The following is a 19,348-nucleotide window of genomic DNA, read 5'->3' as shown; positions in this document are numbered from 1 at the left end:
GGGGGGCTTGAACTGAGATGGAAGAACGACGGCGGCAGAACCTGGCTAGTTCTGCGCGACTTCGATGGAGCGGCGCTTGTAGAGGAACTCAAACATGTTCCCCTCATGCGGCTGGTTCCAGGAGATGCGCATCGTCGAGATGGGTCCAATGTTCAGGCGCTCGATGAGCGGTGACTCCAAGAGCTGCTCGATGAAGCGCGGGTCCTTCGTGATGGCGGTGACCACGAGTGAAGGTCCAATCTGCGCGAGCATGTCTGCCTGCGGCACCTCCACCACGCTGGCGTAGGGGCAGAGGTATTCCTTGTTGCTGAGCGTGTGCTTGAAGGAATCGCAATAGACAATCGTGGGGCGCATGTACACGCCGCCATCGCGCTCGGCCTTGCGGGGACCACCGCGATACTTCGCCGTGATGTCCTCAGCGCCGGGTTCCTTGAGGCCGTTCTCGATCGCACCGTCGATGAACTCGGCCATCTTCGGATTGGCAAAGCCGGAGAGCCTTGCTTCGGGATCGTCAGGTGAAGTCGGGGCCACAGGGCCGAGCTTCTTCGCGAGAGCCTCGGCGATTTCCTTGCCGTACTTCGGCACCACCACCGCGGAGGCGTTGATGCAGGAGCGGCCACCGTTGTCGGAAATGGAACCGGCAATGAGGTCGATGAACTCGGGCCAGCGCTCGATTTCATCCGCGCCAATCAGAATCTTGCTGAAGCCAGGACCGTGGCACTCATACTTCGGATTGTCCTTGTACTGGGCCACCGTGTTCGCATCACCGAAGATGAGCGCGCGTCCGCAGATCTTCATCACTTCACCGGAGCCTTCGTGGTCGGTGGGATAGAAGCCGAAGGCCTCGGCAGGAGCGCCAGCGGCGATGAAGGCCTGAATGAGACGATACGGCGTCCAGGGTTCTTCACGGCCCGGCTTGATGATCACCGGAGTCTTCAGCGCGATCGCGGGAAGCCACAGGGAATTCACCGCAGGGGAATTGCTCGGCATCACGAGGCCCAGCGCATTCGTCGTGGGATAATAGCTCACCGGGCAGCCGGCCTGCTCTCCGAAGCCGATGTCGATCACGCTGGTGTCCAGGCCACGCGTCAGGCCATTGAGCACGGTGCGCATGTTCTTCAGCGCGTCCGTGACCTTGGCGATGTTGCGCTTCACCATCACATGCGGCAGGCCGCTGGTGCGGGAAAGCGTTTCCGTGTACTGCTCGACGGTCTGGGTGTGCCCCTTGTCACCAAAAGGCAGCGTGCCTTCGGAAAACAGCTCACCCGCCTTCGCGGAGATGGCGATGAGCTGGTCCACGGTGAACTTGCGCAGCGCCTGCCGCGCCTCACCGATGCGGTTGAGGTCACGCCGAAGGATGCCGGCATTCACCTGGCTCACGGTCGCCATGACCTCGCCGGTGCGGTGGTCCTTCACCTCGACCTTGTCGAGGCTTTCATAGGGCTGCCCTTTGCGCAGGGCGGGTAGGTGCGGGATGCTGCTCATGATGTCACGCTGACTGGCTACAGATTAATACACGCCTTCCACGATCTTGTTCTCCATGGCGCCGAAGGGACGCACCTCGGCCACGCCGTCCCACTCATAGGGAGCGCGTGGCTTGCGACGGAGGGCTTCATCACGCTCCAGGAAGCGCGGCATGAAGAACTCCTTCGTCAACGTGGTGAGTTCCACACGACCCCAGGTGTCGTAATCCACGGTCACCTTGGTGTCGTCCGGCTTCACGACGCGAAGCACGGCGCGAGGCTGCGGAGCGTAGTAAGTGATGGAGTAGTTGTCCTCCTTCTGGAGCGGCACGCTGGCGGCCAAGCCCATGAGCGTGTTGCCATAGGTGGGATAGAAACCGATGCGACCTTCCAGCACTTCTTCCACGATGAAGCGCACATACTGCGGCGCCATGGTGGTACCACCGCAGAACACACCGCGGATGCCGGCTTCATAAACGTCCACCTTCTCCGCGAGCGCTTCGAGCAGCTTGGGCGTGGTGAAGAGACCGCTGACCTTGCGATGCTTCAGGATGGTCGCCGCCTGGTCCACCACGTGGTCCATGTACTGGCGCGCCACGTCGAACTGCTTGTTCGAGATGAGCTTCTTCACGAAGCGCGGGTCGAGGTCGATGAAATAGCAGGAGGAGCCGCGCACATTGGCAAGGTGCTCAATGGCGAGGCGCAAACGGCGCGGACCGGTGGGTCCCATCATCAACCAGGCGCCGCCGGGCGGGAAATGCTCGTCCGAAATCTTGGTGGAGAACTCGCTGTAGTCCGTCTTGTAGTCCTCCCAGCCGATGCGCTGCTTCGGCATGCCGGTGGTGCCGCCGGTTTCGAAGATGTTGAAGGGCTTGCCCTTGAACGCGGCAGGCACCCACACTTCGGGCTGAAGGTCACGCAGCCACTCATCCTGGAAGTGGGGGAACTTCTTCATGTCCTCCATGGACTTGATCTCCTGGCGGGGATCGAAGTTTTTCTTTGCCCAGTCGAGCCAGAACTGGCAGCCGGTTTCAGGCGAGAAGTGCCACTGGATGATTTCTTTCAGATGGGCTTCGAGGCGGTCTTGAGCAGTCATGGTCTTGAGCGATGCGAGGGAAGAGGTGGTGGGCGGAGGGTGAACTGGGGGCGGAAATCTTAGCAAGGTTTCGCCAGCCTGCCACTGTCCCGGTTCTCCGGAAGAGAAAGTGCCCCCGGCGCGCACTTTGGACAGGGCAATCGCCGGGGGCAGGACAGGTTCAGTTCACGTTGGGAGCAACTCCAGCGTAGAAAGTGATTCAATTCTTGGCGACACCCTGGGCGCCCTGCTTGAAGGCGTACAGGTGGGTGTGGCTTGCCACGTAGAGCACGCCATTAGCCGCGCTCACGCCACCCATGATGGGAGCGGGGAATTCAATCACGCCGAGCTCCTTCATCTCCTTGCCTCCGGCGAGGATGAAGAGTTCGCCTTCTTCGTTGCCGATGTACACCTTGCCATCCGCCACGAGCGGGCTGGCCCAGATGTGGCCCTTGGTGTCGTACTTCCAGTACTCCTTGCCGGTCTTGGCATCCAGGCAGAAGAGGCGGCCGGTGTAGTCCGCCACATAGATGAGACCATCCTTGATGGCCGGAGTGCTGATGGAGCGCTCGATGCCCTTGAAGGTCCACACGGCCTGGCCGCTGAAGTCACCGGTCTTGGTGGGGTCGATGGCGCTGATCATGCCAAGACCTTCACCGTGCTCGGGGTCCTGACCGATGGGCACATACACGAGACCATCATAATACACCGGGGTGGCGATGATTTCGCTGGGGCCGTCGAACTCGGCATACTTGCGGGGTTTGCCGCTGTCATCTTTCCGGTATTCCGGGGGATTCGCATCATAGCGCCAGTATTCCTTCAGGATGTCGAGGTCTTCGTCATTCTTCTTGGTTTCAGGGGCCATGCCGTAGATCCAGCCATCGCCTGCGGCGAAGATGATCTGCTGCACGCCATTCACCGTGGTTTCGACAGGCGAGGACCAGGAGCAGTGCAGCACGCGCTCGCTGACCACGTGATCCATTTCACCGAGCAGTTCGCCGGTTTCGGCATTCAGCATGATGAAGCTGGGGGCGTTCGGCGCGGGGATGTTCGAGTGGGTCCAGTCCACGCCATTGCAGGTGGGGACAAAGACCTTGTCACCGACCACGAGGGGATAACCGGAAGTCGCGTTGTGCTGGAACACGCCAAGCTCCTTGTACATGTCATACACCCAGAGGATGTCGCAGTCCGTGGGTCCTGGCTCCACCGGCACCGGTTTGCCATCAGGTCCGGGAGCCGCCATGAACTGGGCCTCGTCCTGCATGCCCTGGTTGCCGTTGGCCATGCCATCCACATCGAAACAGATGATCTGGCAGCGGTTGCCGGGGACGTAACCCTTCTTGCCCACAATGGTGGGAGAACCGCAGATGCCGAGGTACTCCCAGTCGTTCACCTTGCCGGTGCCCATCTTCGGACTCACGAGCTGCCAGAGGAACTTGCCCGTCTTCTCTTCGAAGCACATCACGATACCACGGTCACCAATGTGCTTGGGATTCCGCGGGCTTTCGTTGTTCGTGCCGACATACACTTTGCCATCTGCGATGATGGGCGAGCCGTAGGTCTGCGAACCAAGCTTGGCCACCCAGAGGCAGTTCTTGGTGGTGGACATGTCGATGTCTTCCGCGCCGGGAGCGGCATTCGCTTCCTGCGCATCCGGACGGAGACGACCCGCCGTCTTCGGCGCCGCCTTTGGTCCCAGCTTCTTGCCGGGTTCCATTTCCACAGGCAGGCCCTTTTCATCGGACACCATGTTGCGCGTGTTCACGCCGCCCCACTGGGGGTGGTCGGCAGCATGCAGACAGCCCCAGGCGAGGCCCGCCGCGAGGATGAGGACAGTTTTCTTGTTCATCGCAGGTAACTAAGTGGTGGTGGGGTTGGTGGTGGCGGCGGTTACTTGTTCGGGGTCACGGAAATGTTGTCGAGGAAGGCGCGCTTCTGGTTCATCTGCGTGAAGCTGAAGATGCCCGGGGATCCATTCTTATGGATACGTGCCAGCGGCACTTCAATGGTCCAGGCTTCTGGCTCCGGCTGGCCTTTTTCCCAGGCCTTCGCACGCACGGTGCCGCCGCCGTCGCCATTGGCATTCGCATCCACGCGGGTCTTCAGGGTGTACCAGGTGTTCGCCTTGATCTTGTAGGGAGCGGTCGCCTTGAGGCGCTCCATGTTGGAGCTCACTTCAAGCTGGCCGGCATTGCCACGCAGCACGATCATGTAGCGCTGGTTGATGACACCGATGTCCGACTTCACGCGGGCGCTGCCCTCGGTGAGCACATCCGCCTGCATGGTGTAGTTGGACAGGTCGGACTTCCCGATGAACGACGTGGCACGCTGGAAGAGGATGCGATCAAACGTCTTCGCGAAGACCTTCTCACCGTTCAGCTCACGCACGTCGAACTTCAGGCGGGCGCCGATCCACGGCAGCGGCGGGAAGGCGAACTTGATGTGCTCCTGAGGCTGCTCCTCGTTCAACTCGACGTTGTTGAAGTCAGCATTGATGGGAAGGTTCTGCAGCAGGCGACCACGAATGGTGCCGAAGATGCCGCCTTCACCCGTGGCCTTGAACGCGCCGGCGGAGAGGTGGGCTTCAGGACCAGCGACCAGTTCGCCCTTGTCGTTGAACTTGGCGTCCAGGGTGCTCTTCACGCGAGCGGTCGGCGGGATGAAGGACTCCCACTTCACATTCTTGGCCTCGCCTACAACGAAGCCGTTGGCATCGAGTTCACGCACGCGGAACTTCTGAGATGCGCCAGGGGTGAGCACCACTTCCGCAGGGATGGCCTGCAGCGAGGCGGGCTTGCCAGCCTTCGGAATTTCTGGAGCGGCAATCGTGTCGGTCGTGATGTCCTTGTTCTCGATGGTGAAGCAGTAGAACTTCTCCGTCGTGTGGACGAAGAGCTGGCCATTGCACACCACGGGAGCGCCGAGGCACTGGCCATCTAGCTTCACTTCCTGGAGGATTTCGCCATCCTTGTCGCCGGGCTTCATTACCACGAGACGGCCATCGAGAAGGGTGAGGTACAGCAGGCCATCCACATAGAGCGGGGAGGAGTGGATGTTGCTGGTGGCCATCTTCTTGGTCCAGAGTGTCTCACCCGTGTCCGCGTTCACGACGTTGAGCACGCCGGTGTCGTCCATCTGATAGATGCGATTACCGACCAGCACGGGCGAACCGTTGCTTGAACCCACGGGAGAGCGCCAGGCTTCCACATCTGCCGTAGCGAGCGGGATGAGTTCGCCTTCAGGGCTGATATTCGGAGCGAGCTTCTCAGGAATCTTGATGGAGGCGAGGCGGCCCTTCTCGGAGGAGTCCACGTTTTCATCGCCATGGATGGCGATGATGTTGTTCTTGTACAACAGCACGGAGGCATTCACCCCGTTCTTCGCTGCCTGGAAACGGAAGAGCGGCTTGCCAGTGCGGGCATTCACGCAGACCACGTTGCCGCAGCCGGTGCCGGAGTAGAACACGCGCTTGCCGTCGCGCGTTTCGAACACCGGCGTGGAAAAGGAGCTGTCCACCGGCGGGACGATGCCGGGACGGGACCACCACACGAGCTCGCCGGTGATCTTGTCATACGCATAGAAGCGGTCGGCGGCAGGGCCGTCAGCACCCCAGTTGGAAGTGATGCCGTGGATGATGACGAGGTCGCCTTCGATCACCGGCGTGCCTACACGCGCGTTCGGGAAGCTCATGCGGCCGTAGTCTTCCATCGTCGAGATGGTCCACTGGAGTTTCCCGTCGAAGTCATAACAGGAGAACATGCCGTAGTGCGTGATCAGATAGACACGCTTCGTCACGGGGTCGACCGCAGGGGCACCGATTGAGTACCGGTCATAAATGGTATCGCTCAGGAAATCCTGGAACTCGTGCTCCCACAGCTTCTTGCCAGTGGCGGCATCGAGGCAGGTGAGCAGTTCCACGAGGTTGCCTTCCTTGCCACGGTAGCCCCAGGAAAAGACCTTGCCGTCACACACCACGGGAGCGCCGCGGCCATTGCTGTCATACACCCAGGCAGGGGTGGAGTTCAGCTTGCCGTTCTTATAGTGTTCCGCAGAGACTCCATTCTGGTAAGGTCCACGCCAGGTGGTCCAATTGTTCTTTCCTTTGCCGGCGTCTGCCGCCGAAGCGGGGGTGACGGCCGGGGCGAAGACGGAGAGTCCGACGGCAAGTAGAGCCAGGTGGCGATGATGCAGCAGGGTCATGACGGATTGGTGGGAAAAACGGCGGGGCAAAACTCAACACGGGGCGCCTAACGACTTCAACCAAAAGCGCAAACCGGTCCGAGCGCCGCAACGCGGAGCGAAGGAACGGGAGGTCTGGGAGAAATCTATCAGAGGCAGCATGTCTGACGCAGGGTGGGAACCCTCCCGCGCAGGACACGGGAGAGGGACGTGATTTGAACTACCGGGGAGGTACGTTTTGGACGGGACGCAGAGCACTTTTTCCGGATTTCGGATTCGGCACTTAAAGATTCAGGCCGAGAACATGATGCGCCACTCGCCCCGGACGAAAGCCTCCCTCTCCCAAAAATGGACGGTAGGGATGCGCTCCTGCGCGTCCGCATATAGCGGGCGGAGGCAGTGGGTTGCTGCAACGTCGCAGGCGATTTCACGCCAAAGCTCCGCACCGCCTCCGCCCACCTGAAGTGGGACGCGCAGGAGCACATCCCTACCGCATTGTTGGAGGAGGGACGTTTGCATGGAAGAACGTCGCGAACCGAAAACGCTTCAACAACGCGTTGGAAAATGCACCCATCTGCGTGACGAATGGATGCTCGCATCACGATTTCAATATTGAGTCGCGCACACATGTCATCCCCGTTGGAATGCAGTCAATGATCGCGAAGAGATCTAAACGACAAGCACGATGACTGTGAAATGTGAACCTCTCGGACGAACCTCACAAACCGGGATGCACCGCCGCGAAGGTCATCGCCGAAACTCGGGATTTGCCGCATCCGCCCCTCCCCGCCGGCTTGCCTCAAAACTCGTCAGTCACCTCTTTTCGAGGCATTTCAGGGCTACCGGTTACGCCCCCCACGCCAAGTTGGACGGTAAAGAAATGTGAAATTTCTCCATGAATAAATGATTTTTCCGGGCCAAATCTTTCTTCTGGCACCCCTGTCAAACGGAAAAATCCTAAAATTTTCGTAAAATGGGTGTGTTGCACCCTCTCAAAACTGAGAATGAGAGTCTGTTTTTGAAAAAGTCCCCCCCTGCAATTGACGCCTTCCCAAAAGATTTTATGATTCGACTGTCTGTGCGGACTCACGTTTGGCAGGCCGATTGGTCGCAACCCGTTTGTTGTACCCTTTCGTTCCGATCCTCGTATTGGTTGCTGGATCGCTAGCTCTCCGGTCGAAAGACCGGAGAGCTTTTTTTTGGTGATGATGTTCCTCCGCGTGATGCTCAAGCATTCATGATGATGAACATCGCGCGCATCGATGCGGCGGATCATCATGCACATCACACGGATACCGTGTCATTGCCGGGATGAATCAGTGTGCCGGGTACAGCTTCTTCAACGTGGTGTCGCCGAGCTCGCGCATCATCGTCTCCACTTCCTCATTCACACTCGCCACGCCGACGTCGGCACGGGATGAGTGCTTCCAGATGGAGTCGACGCGCGCCTTGGCATTGTCCACGAGCTGACTCACCTGCTCCTGCCAGTGCGCGGGACGCGGATCACGCTTCCATGCGCCACGTCCGCGTCCGAAGTGCGCCACGGCAAGGTAGCTGAGCAGCGCGAGCTTCACCTGCTCACGGAAATGTTCACGACTCCAGTGAAGCTTGTTGTCTTCACCGCGATCGAGATTGAAGGCCTTGATCAAACGGTAGCTGCCGAACACGCCAATCACCGCACCGACCAGGGCGCCACCACCAAAGGTGAGACCGCCAGCCTTGAGGTCGGCAATCAATCCCGCAAGCCCACCGCTCACCGCGCCGCTCACGAGGCTAGTGGCTGCAACATCCATCTTCTGCGGCTCGGAGAAGTCCGTCTGCGCTGCTTCCAGCAGTTCGCGACCGGCATCGCCCTCCAGTCCGTGCAGCGCGAGCAGTTCATTCACCGTCTGCTCCATGCGGGCGGAAAGGGATTCACACAGCTTCTGCCGTGCTGCAGCACGCTCAGCATCCGCTTCCGGCATGGGCACGTGCAAGGCATCCGCCACGCTGCGCAGGGACTTCTCCAGGAAGCCGACCGGTTTCACGGGCACTCCATCGAGCGCATTCGCCGTGAGCTGATGCGCGAGGGCACGCATGGACTTGCGGAACACGTCTTCGTTCCGCGTGTTCCACGCCTTCTCCACGATGGCGAAGTCATCCTTCTTTTCCACTGGAAGGACTTCGGCGATGGCGCGCATCAGTTCGCCCTCCTGCACCCAGCAGCGGGAGAAGGCATCCATGTTCAGCACGGATTTCACGATGGGGAACTTCGTGAGGTGATTGCGCCACAGGCGCTCCTCCGCAGCCTCCTCCTCCATGGGGCGCGGGACGCCGGTCTGATTCAGCAGCACCAGCACCGGCTTGCCGAGCCAGCCGAGGATTTCCATCTCCGCTTCTACAAACGTGCCGCCGGCGAGTGACTCGCTGGCATTCACCAGGTAGAGCACCACGTCTGCCTCCTCGCGCACATTGCCGAGGGCCTGCTGGCTGCACCAGAAGGGCTTGTCCGTGATGCGATCCCACATCTGGCTGAAGAACCAGACGAGCGGGCGATCCATGCGCTGCAATCTCTTCAGCAGGCGCGCGGAATCCCCGAAGCCGGGTGTGTCCCACAGCACGAGGGACGCATCCTCCGTCTCCATCAAGGTGTAGGAGGTATTGAAAAGCGTGACGTGCGCCGCATCCCGCACCTCTCCCACATCACGACGCAACAGCGTCCGCGCGAGCGTGGTCTTGCCCGCGTTCGTATGGGAAATGAGGCTGAGGGTGATGGAAGCCACGTCAGTGCGGAGCGAGAGCAGTCAGAAAAACAGTTGAACACCATGCATTGCCACAGGGCGCGGCTTCGTCAATGCGACATGAGACGGCCAAAGGTCCTACAACAATCACACGCGACATCATCGCAGCTCGTGGCTGTCGGCAGCGGTAGATTCTTCTCATCGAGTTCCCATCTCCACCTCCGCCTGCAACCATTCCACGGGCAGACCATTCATAATCTCACGCCACGATGCCAGGCGCTCGGACAATCGTGACTCTCCATCTGCAAATCCTGCCCAGCGCTGGCGCAGTTCCCTTCCATCGAGCGCCAGCAACAAGGGCGCCGAAGAGAGACTGGCATGCAGCTTCGCGATGATGCCCTCCGCCAGCTCACGCTGGATTTCAGACTCGGGAACATTGGACATGTTAAACACCAGCAGCACTCGTGGTGCGGCAGACTGCCACGTCTCGATGAATTCCGTCTCCGCACCCACCGGCACGGCCTGGAAATCCACATGTCCCACATCACGCCAGTGCAGGTGCGCCCACTGCCGCCAGCGGTCCTGCGATGCCGCATCCGCGGAGAGACCGTGCGTCAGAATTTGAGCAGGTGCGCCCGCACCCTCCACCAGCGAAAGCAGACGCCGGGCGTAGGTCTGCCATTCCACACTCTGCAAGGCGCGTCGTGGAATGGCACGCGTATGTACCGACTCCAGCAGCAGGAGAAGGAAGCGCGGCAGCACCACCAGCAGGCCTAGCGTGGCGCCGTACAGAATGATCCAGTCGCGCGCGGAATCCGGGTGCAGCGCATCCCTGCCCTCCACCCGCTGCATGCCTGGAATCTTCTCCAGCGGGACATGAATGCCGGTGACATCGGACGCCGGAGCAAAGAGGGCGCCGAGGAAACGTGAGGCGCCATTCGCCTCCAGCAAGGTGCTCTCCCATACCGCGCGGTAGTCGCGCGACCAGCCTCGCGCAAACATGCCTGCGGTACTTCCGATGGCGATCAACGCCGCGCCCACATGCAACCACACCCGGAACCGCGAAGTCAGTCTCGCCCTCCAAGGCATGCTCGCCAGCTCCTGAAATCTCTCCCGAGCCCTCTGCGGGAGGCGCGCCACGACATTCTGCGCGGAGGGAGATTTCCACGCGGAGATGCGCTGGAAGAACTGCTCCACACGGGTCCTTTTGACATTCCCGCGAGAGGGACGCAGGAGAGCAACAAGGCTGATGATCACCACGATGGCATTCCACGCGAGGATGCCCATGAGCGGCAGCGCGAGGAGATTGATCTCCCGCTCCTGCCCCACTGCCGACAGCGCCCAGCCGAGGCCAAAGGCTGCGACCAATCCCGTGCTGACGAACCAGCCGGGTACCACCGGCATGCTGAGCACGGCCTCCACCGGTTCCTTGGTCCGTGTCAGCAAAGCTTTGGCGCGCCGGCAGAGGAAGGCCGCGACATTGGAGCCGGACACGCGCTTCGCTTCCTCCGTGCCTGCGCGGCGGGCGTTGCTGTCCCAGATGCGCGCGTCCCCGTCCGTCTCTTCGACGGCACGAACACGTGCGACCTGCTGAAAGTCATCCCAGTTCACTGTGAAGAACCTGCCTGCGATTGGTTCGCACGCCAAGCAGGAAGAACGTGTGTCTTGTCACCAGCAAAGCCTGCCTCAATCGTTGTTAAAGACAAGTGCGACTATCTTCCAGCCCTGCCCCTCGCGCTTGAGGGTGAAATAATCAGTGCCACGCGTCTCACTTGAGCCTTTGGTCAGCAGCCAAGTCACCTTCGCCTGCACGACCCGCCCATCACCCATGATCTCCTTGGTGAGCGGCTTCTCCACCATCGGCACGCTGGATTGCTGATGGCCGAGCTTTTGGCCGTGCAGGAAATCGGTGAGACCCTGGGTCATCACAGAGCCATCCTTGTCGACGAACAGGATGCGGGCCTGGGAATCGAAGCAAGCTCCATAACCCTCCATGTCCTGGGCTGACCAGGTGGAGAAGTAACGGTCGAGAAACGCGCGGATGTTGGTGTCATCCGGGTGCTTCGGCGTGTCGGCTCCACAGGACGGAATCAGCACCAGCGCCAGAAGTGCCACTGCCAAAAGGGAGAGACTGCGATGCAAAGGGTGCTGGGGAAACATCAAGCGAGGAGTGTGAAAGGGAAGATGAAGATGAGGACCGCTGCTCTTAGACGACATCATCCGGCAATCCCATGGCGGAGAGCAGGCGGTTCAAATCATCTACGCTGTAGTACTCGATCTCGACCTTGCCCTTTTTCTCACCGTGATGGATGGCGATGCCGGTGGAGAGATGGCGCGTGAGGCGTGTCTGGATGGAATCCAGCGCCACCTTGAGCTCAGCATCCGGAGCTGAGGGCTTGGGCTTCGGCGCGGGTGGGTTGAGGATGCTCTCCACCAGCTTCTCCGTGGCACGCACGGTGAGTGACTTGCGAAGGACTTCCTCCGCGGCCATTTCGATTTCCTCGGTCTTCTTCAGCGAGAGGAGCACCTTCGCGTGACCGGTGCTCAGCTTGCCGTCGCGCAGGTAATTTTGCACGCCGCCAGGAAGCTCGAGAAGGCGGATGGCATTCGCCACGGTGGCGCGGTTCTTGCCGACGCGCTGGGCGATGTCTTCCTGCTTCAGGCCGAATTCCTTGGCGAGGCGCACATAGGCCTGCGCTTCTTCCAGGGGATTGAGATTCTCGCGCTGGAGGTTCTCAATCAGCGCCATCTCCAGCACGTCCTTGTCCGAGGCGGTGCGTACGATGACGGGCACTTCGCTCAGACCCAGCTCACGGCTCGCGCGGAAACGGCGTTCACCCGCGATGAGTTCATGCTTCCCATGGACGAGGCGCACGATGAGCGGCTGGATGATGCCGTGCTCACGGATGGAATCCATCAGCTCCGTAAGATGCTCGGGCGCAAACTCCTTACGCGGCTGCAGCGGACTGGGCACCACCTCACCGAGGGGAACTTTGCGGACCATTTCGCCCGGCGCGGGCTGCGGAGTGAAGGAGACAGGCACAGACCCAGGCGGTTGAGCGGCAGCCTTGCCGATCAATGCTCCGAGTCCTTTGCCGAGTGCTGGTTTAGCCATGGGAGGCGGAGAGTAGTACCCTTTGCGGAAATCTCAAGCCCGGTGGCAAAGGGGGTATGGCTACCGACCTGTTCAGGCGAAATGCCGAATGCAGCCCTGGGAGCGCTGGCCTCCGGCCGGCGTATCACGTGCCATTCACGACAGATCCGGATGCTGTGACGCGCAGCGTCCTTGGACTGCGCGCAGCCCTGCTGCCGCTTTCCAGAGTCTACAGCCTGCTGTAGCGATGGTGACCTTCGCTCCCGGGGTAATGCGTCCAAAATACTTGGCGACTCCGTCGCGATGAAGCGTGCAGCAGGCTGCACTTGAGGAAAGCGGCAGCAGGGCTGCACGCAGTCCAAGGCCTTCGGCACCGATTCCGCATCCTCATCCTGACGTTCATACGCCCTGTGGCATCAGCGCTCCCAAAAGCACCGGATGCTGAAGACATTTTAACCAACAACACCAATCACAGGTGATGAACACCCCCGGATCCTAAACCGCCACATAATCAATCTCCATGAACTCCGCCACCTCAGGAATCCAGCGCTCCTGCACAAAGCGGACGTGGTCCGGATGCTGGCTGTAGAAGTCGTAAGCCTCTTGTGAGGCGAACTCCATGGAGAAGCCGAACGTGTAGGGATTCTTCACACTGACCTGCCGCAGGGCTTCGAACTTCTCCACACCGGGAATAGCGGCGAGCTTCAGTCCAGCATCAAGGAAGTCGCGCTCCTCGGCGGAACCTGCGGCGTGATTCAAACGGAAGACGACAGTGTGGCGGATCATGAGATATGGAGGGGAGCTTATGGGATGGCAGTTCAGCCCGGCAGGTTTGCCCCTACCGGAAGATACGCGGACTCATTTGCGGCTGGAGAGTCCACCAGACTCAGTTGACGGATGAACTCCGAATAGGGGACCTTGGTATTGATGAGCAACAGGGCTTCGGCAAGCGTCGCGACACTGGACGCTACAAACTGGCTGGTCTGGAATCGGTCCTCGTGATTCAGGCATACGATAGCGCCGCCTCGGGAGGCGTCCAGACACAATGAGTCGCCGTAGTTGTCGGAACCAAGAACAAAGAAAGACTCCAGTCGCGACAGCTCCGTTGGAATAACCTCGTCATCATCGAGAAGCTGGGTCAGTGAAATGGGACCCTGAGCAATCGCTTCGAACGTTAGGAACGGTGCACAGCCTCCCGGAAGCCCTGCCTCTACGAGGAATCGTGCCGCGTCCGGTAGGAAGAGCGGATTTAAAAGCAGGCTCTGTGGCGCCTTCACCAGCTGCAAATCGTCGGCAACCTCGGGTACTCCCGCTGCTTCCGCCTGAATTCGCACTTGCTTGACCAAGTCATTCCAAAGAGAAACAAATCTACCTGCATTCATCATCGTTCAACAGCCTGAGTTCAGTGCACGAAACAATAGCCGCTTCGTACGAATTCGTTTCAACCAACCAGTGCCACTTCACTTCGGCTGCCGCAGATACGCAATCAAATCCGCCAGTGACTGCGGCGTGAGCAGGGCCTCCAAGCCATCCGGCATGAGGGACAGGTTCGAGCTTTGCAGCTTGTTGATTTCCGAGCGCAGCACAGGCTTGAGGCTGCCATCGGCGAGGCGCAGGGTGACGCTGCTGCCGGTCTCGCTCGCGATGGCGCCGTAGACCTGACTGCCGCTCTTGAGGTCGCAGAAGTAAGCGGTGAACCCGGGCTCGATGATGGCGCTGGGATCCAGGATGGAGGTGAAGAGCTTGTCCGGCGGATGCTGAACGACGGAGCGCAGGTCGGGACCGACGGCGAGGCCCACGCCTTCAAGCTGATGGCAGGCGATGCAGGCCTGCGCGAAGGTCTGTTTCCCTTTCGCAGGATCACCCGTGAGCGAGAGCGCCGGGCGGAACTTGTCCAGCACCTGCTGGCGTGAGTCCCGTGCCTTGATGACTTCGCCGGCGAGCTTGCTCACGGTCTTGGCGGGATGCTTGAAGAGGCGTGTCTGCCGCTGGGCATCGAGGCTGCTGCTGGTGATGCGACCTTCTTGAATCTCCTTCAGCAGCATCAACGCCCAGGCTTCCCGGCCAAGCAGGGCATCCAGCACCGCTTCGCGCTGGCGTGGGGTGCGCTCGTTCCATTGCGCAAGCAACAGCGTTGGGATGCGAGTATCTGAGGAGGAGGAGAGTAGGGCTACACATTCACCGAACGTATCCGCCGCTCCCGGTGTGTGCATCCAGCGTGCGACCAAATCGATGGCTCCGCAGGCTTCCGTGGCATCCGTCATCAGGATGGCAGCGGCTACGAGGCGTACTGGCGAAGGGGTCGCGTCCTCACTGGCAGCAAACTCACGCACCTTCTTCAGGAGCTCCTCCTTCGACTGCTTCAGCTTCTGCCATGCAGTGTCTTCGGGTTGCTTCGCAGCCAGTGCATCAAGAGAACTGCCGGCATCGCGCAAAGCCCGCAGCAGGGTGCTCACGTTTCGGAGGGATGGCTCATCGCTGGTGTTTACCTTCGCCAGCACGGGAGCAGCGAGGTCACGTACGATTTCGTTGTCTCCCTTTCCGAGCGCGGTGCGCACGACGGTTTCCATGAGCGTGGGGTTCGACGATGCCGCGGAGGCCAGCGCCGGCAGATGTGCCGTGGCGGAACTCGCCAATGCTGTTCTCTCCAGAGGTGAGTCGAGCTTGGAGGAAGCCAGTTTCACCAGGGCAGCGCTGGCCGCGGGATGTTTCCATTCGCCGAGGGAATTCAGCAATTGCAACTGCACTTTCGCGCTGGGATCCGCAGCTAGAGATGCGGCCTTGATGACCACGGCATCGTCCTTGGACTTCTCCGCAAGAAGCAGTGCGCTCTCGCGAATGCCCGCCACCGAATCCGAGAGGGCGGTGATGATGTGACCGCTTTCCAACGCGCCAAGCCCGTCCAGCAGCCAGAGCGCATGCAGGCGGGTGTAGGGGCTGGGATGATTCTGCAGGAAGCTCGCAAGCTGCGGCGCCACGGATTTGTCCCCATGCCACAGCAGCATCATGTGCGCCTTGTCCCGCAGCCAGCAATTGGGGCTGGCGAGCAGGGAAAGAAGACCTGTGCCATCCAGCTTGCTCAGGTCCGCATAGACTGACGGCGCCTTCGTCCCCGCGAACACGCGATACATGCGCCCGCGATCATCGCCTTCGCGATAGTGCGCGAGCAACTCCTCTTTGCCCTGCGTGGGCAGCCACTGCGGATGCTCAATCATATAGCGATACATGTCCGCTACCCACAGGGAACCATCCGGACCCGTGCGCACCATCACGGGACGACACCAGCGATCCTCACTCGCGAAGAAGTCGAGCTTCTCGGAAGGATCACGCGATGCCTTGAAAGTGGCGCCGTCCTCTTCCAGCACGAGGTGCTGCACCACATTGTGGAAGGGCTCGCAGACGAAGGCATCCATGACTCCCTCGCGACGGCCAAACAAGGCATCATCTCCATAGATGGTGGGACCGCAGGCCGAAGTGAAGCGCCCTGCCTGGTCAAAGCTGTGGAAGCGCTTCTCCTGCGCACTGGCGGGGAACACACGGGCGTTGGGCTCCGTGAGCATGACCTTCGGCGAAGGCGGGGCCACATGGGGATTACGACGCAGGTAGCGGTCCTCCAAGGCATAGTGCCAGAGAGGATAGCTGTTCTGCACGCCAAACCAGTGCCCCCACGCATCGCGCGTGCGACCAAACTGCGCGGGGCCGCTCAGCGGATCGACTTCACCCGTGTCCGGCTTGAAGCGGAAGTCGCGACTGCCCAGTGCCACCTTCTCCCCCGTGAGCGTGGAGGTGATGTGGATATCCTTGCCATAGTTCGCGTTGTGTCCGCCGTTCGCGCAGTACACCCAGCCATCGAGCCCCCAGCGGAGGCCATTCACGCGGAGTTGTTGATTACCTTCGAGGAAGCCGGTGAGCAGCGCCTTGCTCTCATCCATCTTGCCATCGCCATCCTTGTCACGCAGCAGGAGCACCTCCGGCGCGGCGGTGATGAGGCAGCCATCGCGCCACGTGAGGATGCCGGTGGGAAAACGCAGGCCTTCCGCAAAGACTGTGCGCTTGTCGTATTTGCCGTCCCGATTGGTGTCTTCAAGAATGGAGACACGACCGCCGGGCTTGCCATTGCCATCCATGCCCAATGGATAGTCCGCCATCTCCACGACCCAGAGGCGGCCACGGTCATCCCAATCGAAGGCCACAGGGTCCAGCACGAGTGGTTCCGCAGCCACCAGGTCCACAGTGAATCCCTTCGGCACATGAATGCGTTTGAGTGATTCCTCCGGTGAAAGTGCGGAGGTCTCGGTGCGTGCTCGCGGCGGTGTCAGGCCGGAGGCATGGTAATGCGCCGCGGCCTCCTCCGCCGTGAGTACTCTATTATAGAGGGAGACTTCATCCAGCTTGCCTTCGAGCCCCGCGAAGCCATCGCTGCGTCCGCCAAGGAAGATGTCCTTCACCTCCTCCGGCAGCGTGTATTCCAGCTCGCCTTCGATCTCGGGCTTGGTCCTGCCATCGAGATACACGCGGACCTGATTCTTCGAGCGCGTGAGCACCACATGGTGCCAACTCCTCAGTGAAAGAAGGGTGGAACCTGCGAGGAGTTTGCGCTGGCCATCGCCATTGTAGAGCATGAGCCGACCCGGTGACGCATCCGCATGCGTGCCGCTGATGCCGAGATGATCTCCCGGACACGCACGGTCTTTGTTCGGACCGCGCGAGAAGAGATACCCTGTCACCGGACGCGCATCTTCCGGCAGTCCATTCCAGAACCAGAACTCCACGCTGTACGTATCGCCCAGTTCCTTCACTTCCCCGTGCACGCGACCGCCGGCGAAGTGCATGGCACGGTTGATGTCCTCTCCCGAGAAAGCCTCATCTGCGGGACCTTCAAGATAGAGCGCAACGCCGTCCTCAATGTCCGCGGCATGTTCCTTCGTCGCCGTGGCATCATGGGCCTTGGGAATCACCGCCTCATCGAGCCGCCAGTACGCCAGAGGTTTCGCTCCGAGGATGGTCTCCGCATACGCTCCCCTGCCCTGCGTCATTTTGCGGCGTGGCTTGCCCGCCACTTCCTCTGCGGCCTTCAGCAAGGTGTCCACGATCACCGGTTCCGCCTGCACCTCCAGCCCTGCCGTACGCGCGGGCCAGGTGGTGTAGCCACCGAGCTTGTGCTGCTCCGGAGGAGGGATGTAACCCTCCGCGCCATTGGCCAGCTCAATATTAAAATGCGAGGCGAAAGGTGACTGCGCCTTCAGCTTCAATCCGGTGATGGCGAAGACTTCGTTCGGCAACGCGGTGATGCCGAGGTCACCGATGCGTAGCGCCTGCAGCACGAGTTCCGTCTTCTGCTTCTCGTGCAGCTGGATCGCCTCGTTCGCATAGATCTCCGGTTTGCTCGTGGGCAGGCGGTCCTTCACCGTGGCCATGGTCTCACGCGCCCACTTCAAGCGGGCTTCATCCGGCACGCGATAGGTGAGCGGAACCTTCTTCTCCACGATGCCGAGCGGCACGCTGTCGTGGAACTCCACCTTGCCCCAAGCCTCCAGCGCGCGCTTCGCCACCGCTTCCGCATACGCATCCATCGTGATGTTCTGCTTGGGCTTGCTGTAATCCATCCACATCAGGTCACCACTGGTGCCCTGCGACATGAGGGCAACGAATGGCCCCTCGCCTGACGCTTGCCCCAGCAGCTTCGCCATGTGCTTGCAGAAGGCGCCGTAGTAGTCCGCGGACACCGCCGAGGCACCGAAGTAATGCTGCGAGTAGTTCGCGAAGAGAGCGAGTGGCTTGCCGTCCTTCGTCTGCAAGGCCAGCACGCTGAGCCCGGGGTCCACCGGTCCGGAGGGTCCCACGTGATTCGGGCTTTCATAACCGGGATGCATCATGGCGCGCACCGTGGGATTTCCAAAGGGGTCGGCCTGGATGCGGTCGGGCCGGTAGATCCAGCGGCGGTTGTGCGTGTGCTCCCAGTCATCGACGGATGCCCAGCCCACCTTCGCAGGTTGCAGGTTTTTGAGTGCTGCCATCATCGCCTCCGCGACCTTGCCCGGCAGCCACTTCGTGTACTCCGGATCCATGCGACTCCCCAGGCAACCCATCGCCGCAGGTGCCGTATGCGTATGCGTGGCGGACACCGTCATGTGCGAGATGTCCAGCCCGGTCTCCTTCGCGACGATGGACTTCGCCTGGTCGATGACTTCGCGCGGCATCATGCAGGTATCCACCACGCAGAGCACGAGCTTGGTGTTTCCATCATCGAGCGCGATGGCACGCGCATGGAGTTTGTCGTTGGCCTGCTGGGCGAGTCGCTCGGTGAAGTTTCCATTCACGATGACCGGGAACTTCTGCGGGGTGACATCCACCGCGGCAGCGCCAGCGCGGAAAGTGGAGGCCGTTTCCTGCGCAGATGCGGACGTGGATGAAAGCCGGGCTCCGACAACCAGAAGCGCGAGGGTGCAGAGGAGAAAAGCAGCGCGTGTCATGCGGGCAACATCTACCGTCCCAGTCGGCGCCATATTGCAGAGCATCTTTTTCACTAAGGCATCTTGGAAGAAGAATACGGCAGGCGGGCACTTAAGTACCATGAGCATTCAGCGACACTTGTGCCGAAGGCCTTGGACTGCGCGCAGCCCTGCTGCCGCTTTCCTAAAGTGCAGCCTGCTGCACGCGTCACCGCGACGAAGTCGCCACTCTCTCTGGACGCATCACCTTACGAGCGAGTGTCGCCATCGCCACAGCAGGCTGTGGACTCTTCAAAGCGGCAGCAGGGCTGCACGCAGTCCAAGGACGCTTCGCGTCACAGCATCTGGATCTGTCGCGTTCATCC

General features: G+C 60.7%; 12 protein-coding genes. All 12 read right to left on the bottom strand.

What is annotated here, in order from left to right; genetic code table 11:
* Nucleotides 1–45 precede the first annotated feature (45 nt).
* On the bottom strand, nucleotides 46–1,485 hold the full coding sequence (locus tag G5S37_RS03440) for an aldehyde dehydrogenase family protein (RefSeq protein ID WP_165200871.1): 1,440 nt from the start codon (nucleotides 1,483–1,485) through the stop codon (nucleotides 46–48).
* A gap of 24 nt (nucleotides 1,486–1,509) precedes the next feature.
* On the bottom strand, nucleotides 1,510–2,559 hold the full coding sequence (locus G5S37_RS03435) for a hypothetical protein (RefSeq protein WP_165200869.1): 1,050 nt from the start codon (nucleotides 2,557–2,559) through the stop codon (nucleotides 1,510–1,512).
* 199 nt (nucleotides 2,560–2,758) lie between these two features.
* Nucleotides 2,759–4,387, bottom strand: a complete 1,629-nt coding sequence (locus G5S37_RS03430) for a PQQ-binding-like beta-propeller repeat protein (protein WP_165200867.1) — start codon at nucleotides 4,385–4,387, stop codon at nucleotides 2,759–2,761.
* Between the two features lie 41 nt (nucleotides 4,388–4,428).
* Nucleotides 4,429–6,738, bottom strand: coding sequence for a PQQ-binding-like beta-propeller repeat protein (locus tag G5S37_RS03425; RefSeq protein WP_165200865.1), 2,310 nt, complete (start codon nucleotides 6,736–6,738; stop codon nucleotides 4,429–4,431).
* A gap of 778 nt (nucleotides 6,739–7,516) precedes the next feature.
* Nucleotides 7,517–7,996, bottom strand: a complete 480-nt coding sequence (locus tag G5S37_RS03420; RefSeq protein ID WP_165200863.1) for a hypothetical protein — start codon at nucleotides 7,994–7,996, stop codon at nucleotides 7,517–7,519.
* A gap of 37 nt (nucleotides 7,997–8,033) precedes the next feature.
* On the bottom strand, nucleotides 8,034–9,479 hold the full coding sequence (locus G5S37_RS03415; protein WP_165200861.1) for a DUF3482 domain-containing protein: 1,446 nt from the start codon (nucleotides 9,477–9,479) through the stop codon (nucleotides 8,034–8,036).
* Between the two features lie 156 nt (nucleotides 9,480–9,635).
* Complete coding sequence (locus G5S37_RS03410) at nucleotides 9,636–11,084, bottom strand: DUF2868 domain-containing protein (protein WP_165200859.1); 1,449 nt, start codon at nucleotides 11,082–11,084, stop codon at nucleotides 9,636–9,638.
* 39 nt (nucleotides 11,085–11,123) lie between these two features.
* Nucleotides 11,124–11,597 (bottom strand): nuclear transport factor 2 family protein, encoded by a 474-nt coding sequence (locus G5S37_RS03405; protein ID WP_206026292.1) that lies wholly within the window; start codon nucleotides 11,595–11,597, stop codon nucleotides 11,124–11,126.
* 46 nt (nucleotides 11,598–11,643) lie between these two features.
* Nucleotides 11,644–12,552, bottom strand: coding sequence for a ParB/RepB/Spo0J family partition protein (locus tag G5S37_RS03400; protein ID WP_165200855.1), 909 nt, complete (start codon nucleotides 12,550–12,552; stop codon nucleotides 11,644–11,646).
* A 474-nt stretch (nucleotides 12,553–13,026) separates the two neighbouring features.
* Nucleotides 13,027–13,317: a Dabb family protein gene (locus G5S37_RS03395; protein ID WP_165200853.1), complete on the bottom strand. Its 291-nt coding sequence runs from the start codon at nucleotides 13,315–13,317 to the stop codon at nucleotides 13,027–13,029.
* A gap of 32 nt (nucleotides 13,318–13,349) precedes the next feature.
* Nucleotides 13,350–13,916 (bottom strand): SUKH-4 family immunity protein, encoded by a 567-nt coding sequence (locus G5S37_RS03390; RefSeq protein ID WP_165200851.1) that lies wholly within the window; start codon nucleotides 13,914–13,916, stop codon nucleotides 13,350–13,352.
* A gap of 75 nt (nucleotides 13,917–13,991) precedes the next feature.
* Entirely contained in the window at nucleotides 13,992–19,004 is a 5,013-nt protein-coding gene (locus G5S37_RS03385) for a PVC-type heme-binding CxxCH protein (protein WP_165200849.1), read from the bottom strand.
* Between the last annotated feature and the right edge of the window lie 344 nt (nucleotides 19,005–19,348).

This window comes from Roseimicrobium sp. ORNL1, from assembly GCF_011044495.1.
In the GTDB taxonomy this organism is placed as follows: Bacteria; Verrucomicrobiota; Verrucomicrobiia; order Verrucomicrobiales; family Verrucomicrobiaceae; genus Roseimicrobium.
This window is presented reverse-complemented; position numbering and strand designations above follow the sequence as displayed.

Excerpts from the sequence above, each read along its gene's own strand:
- G5S37_RS03395 (WP_165200853.1), bottom strand. The coding sequence starts at position 13,317 with ATGATCCGCCACACTGTCGTCTTCCGTTTGAATCACGCCGCAGGTTCC.
- G5S37_RS03435 (WP_165200869.1), bottom strand. The coding sequence starts at position 2,559 with ATGACTGCTCAAGACCGCCTCGAAGCCCATCTGAAAGAAATCATCCAG.
- G5S37_RS03420 (WP_165200863.1), bottom strand. The coding sequence starts at position 7,996 with ATGATGATCCGCCGCATCGATGCGCGCGATGTTCATCATCATGAATGC.
- G5S37_RS03425 (WP_165200865.1), bottom strand. The coding sequence starts at position 6,738 with ATGACCCTGCTGCATCATCGCCACCTGGCTCTACTTGCCGTCGGACTC.
- G5S37_RS03430 (WP_165200867.1), bottom strand. The coding sequence starts at position 4,387 with ATGAACAAGAAAACTGTCCTCATCCTCGCGGCGGGCCTCGCCTGGGGC.
- G5S37_RS03440 (WP_165200871.1), bottom strand. The coding sequence starts at position 1,485 with ATGAGCAGCATCCCGCACCTACCCGCCCTGCGCAAAGGGCAGCCCTAT.
- G5S37_RS03405 (WP_206026292.1), bottom strand. The coding sequence starts at position 11,597 with ATGTTTCCCCAGCACCCTTTGCATCGCAGTCTCTCCCTTTTGGCAGTG.
- G5S37_RS03385 (WP_165200849.1), bottom strand. The coding sequence starts at position 19,004 with ATGACACGCGCTGCTTTTCTCCTCTGCACCCTCGCGCTTCTGGTTGTC.
- G5S37_RS03400 (WP_165200855.1), bottom strand. The coding sequence starts at position 12,552 with ATGGCTAAACCAGCACTCGGCAAAGGACTCGGAGCATTGATCGGCAAG.
- G5S37_RS03390 (WP_165200851.1), bottom strand. The coding sequence starts at position 13,916 with ATGATGAATGCAGGTAGATTTGTTTCTCTTTGGAATGACTTGGTCAAG.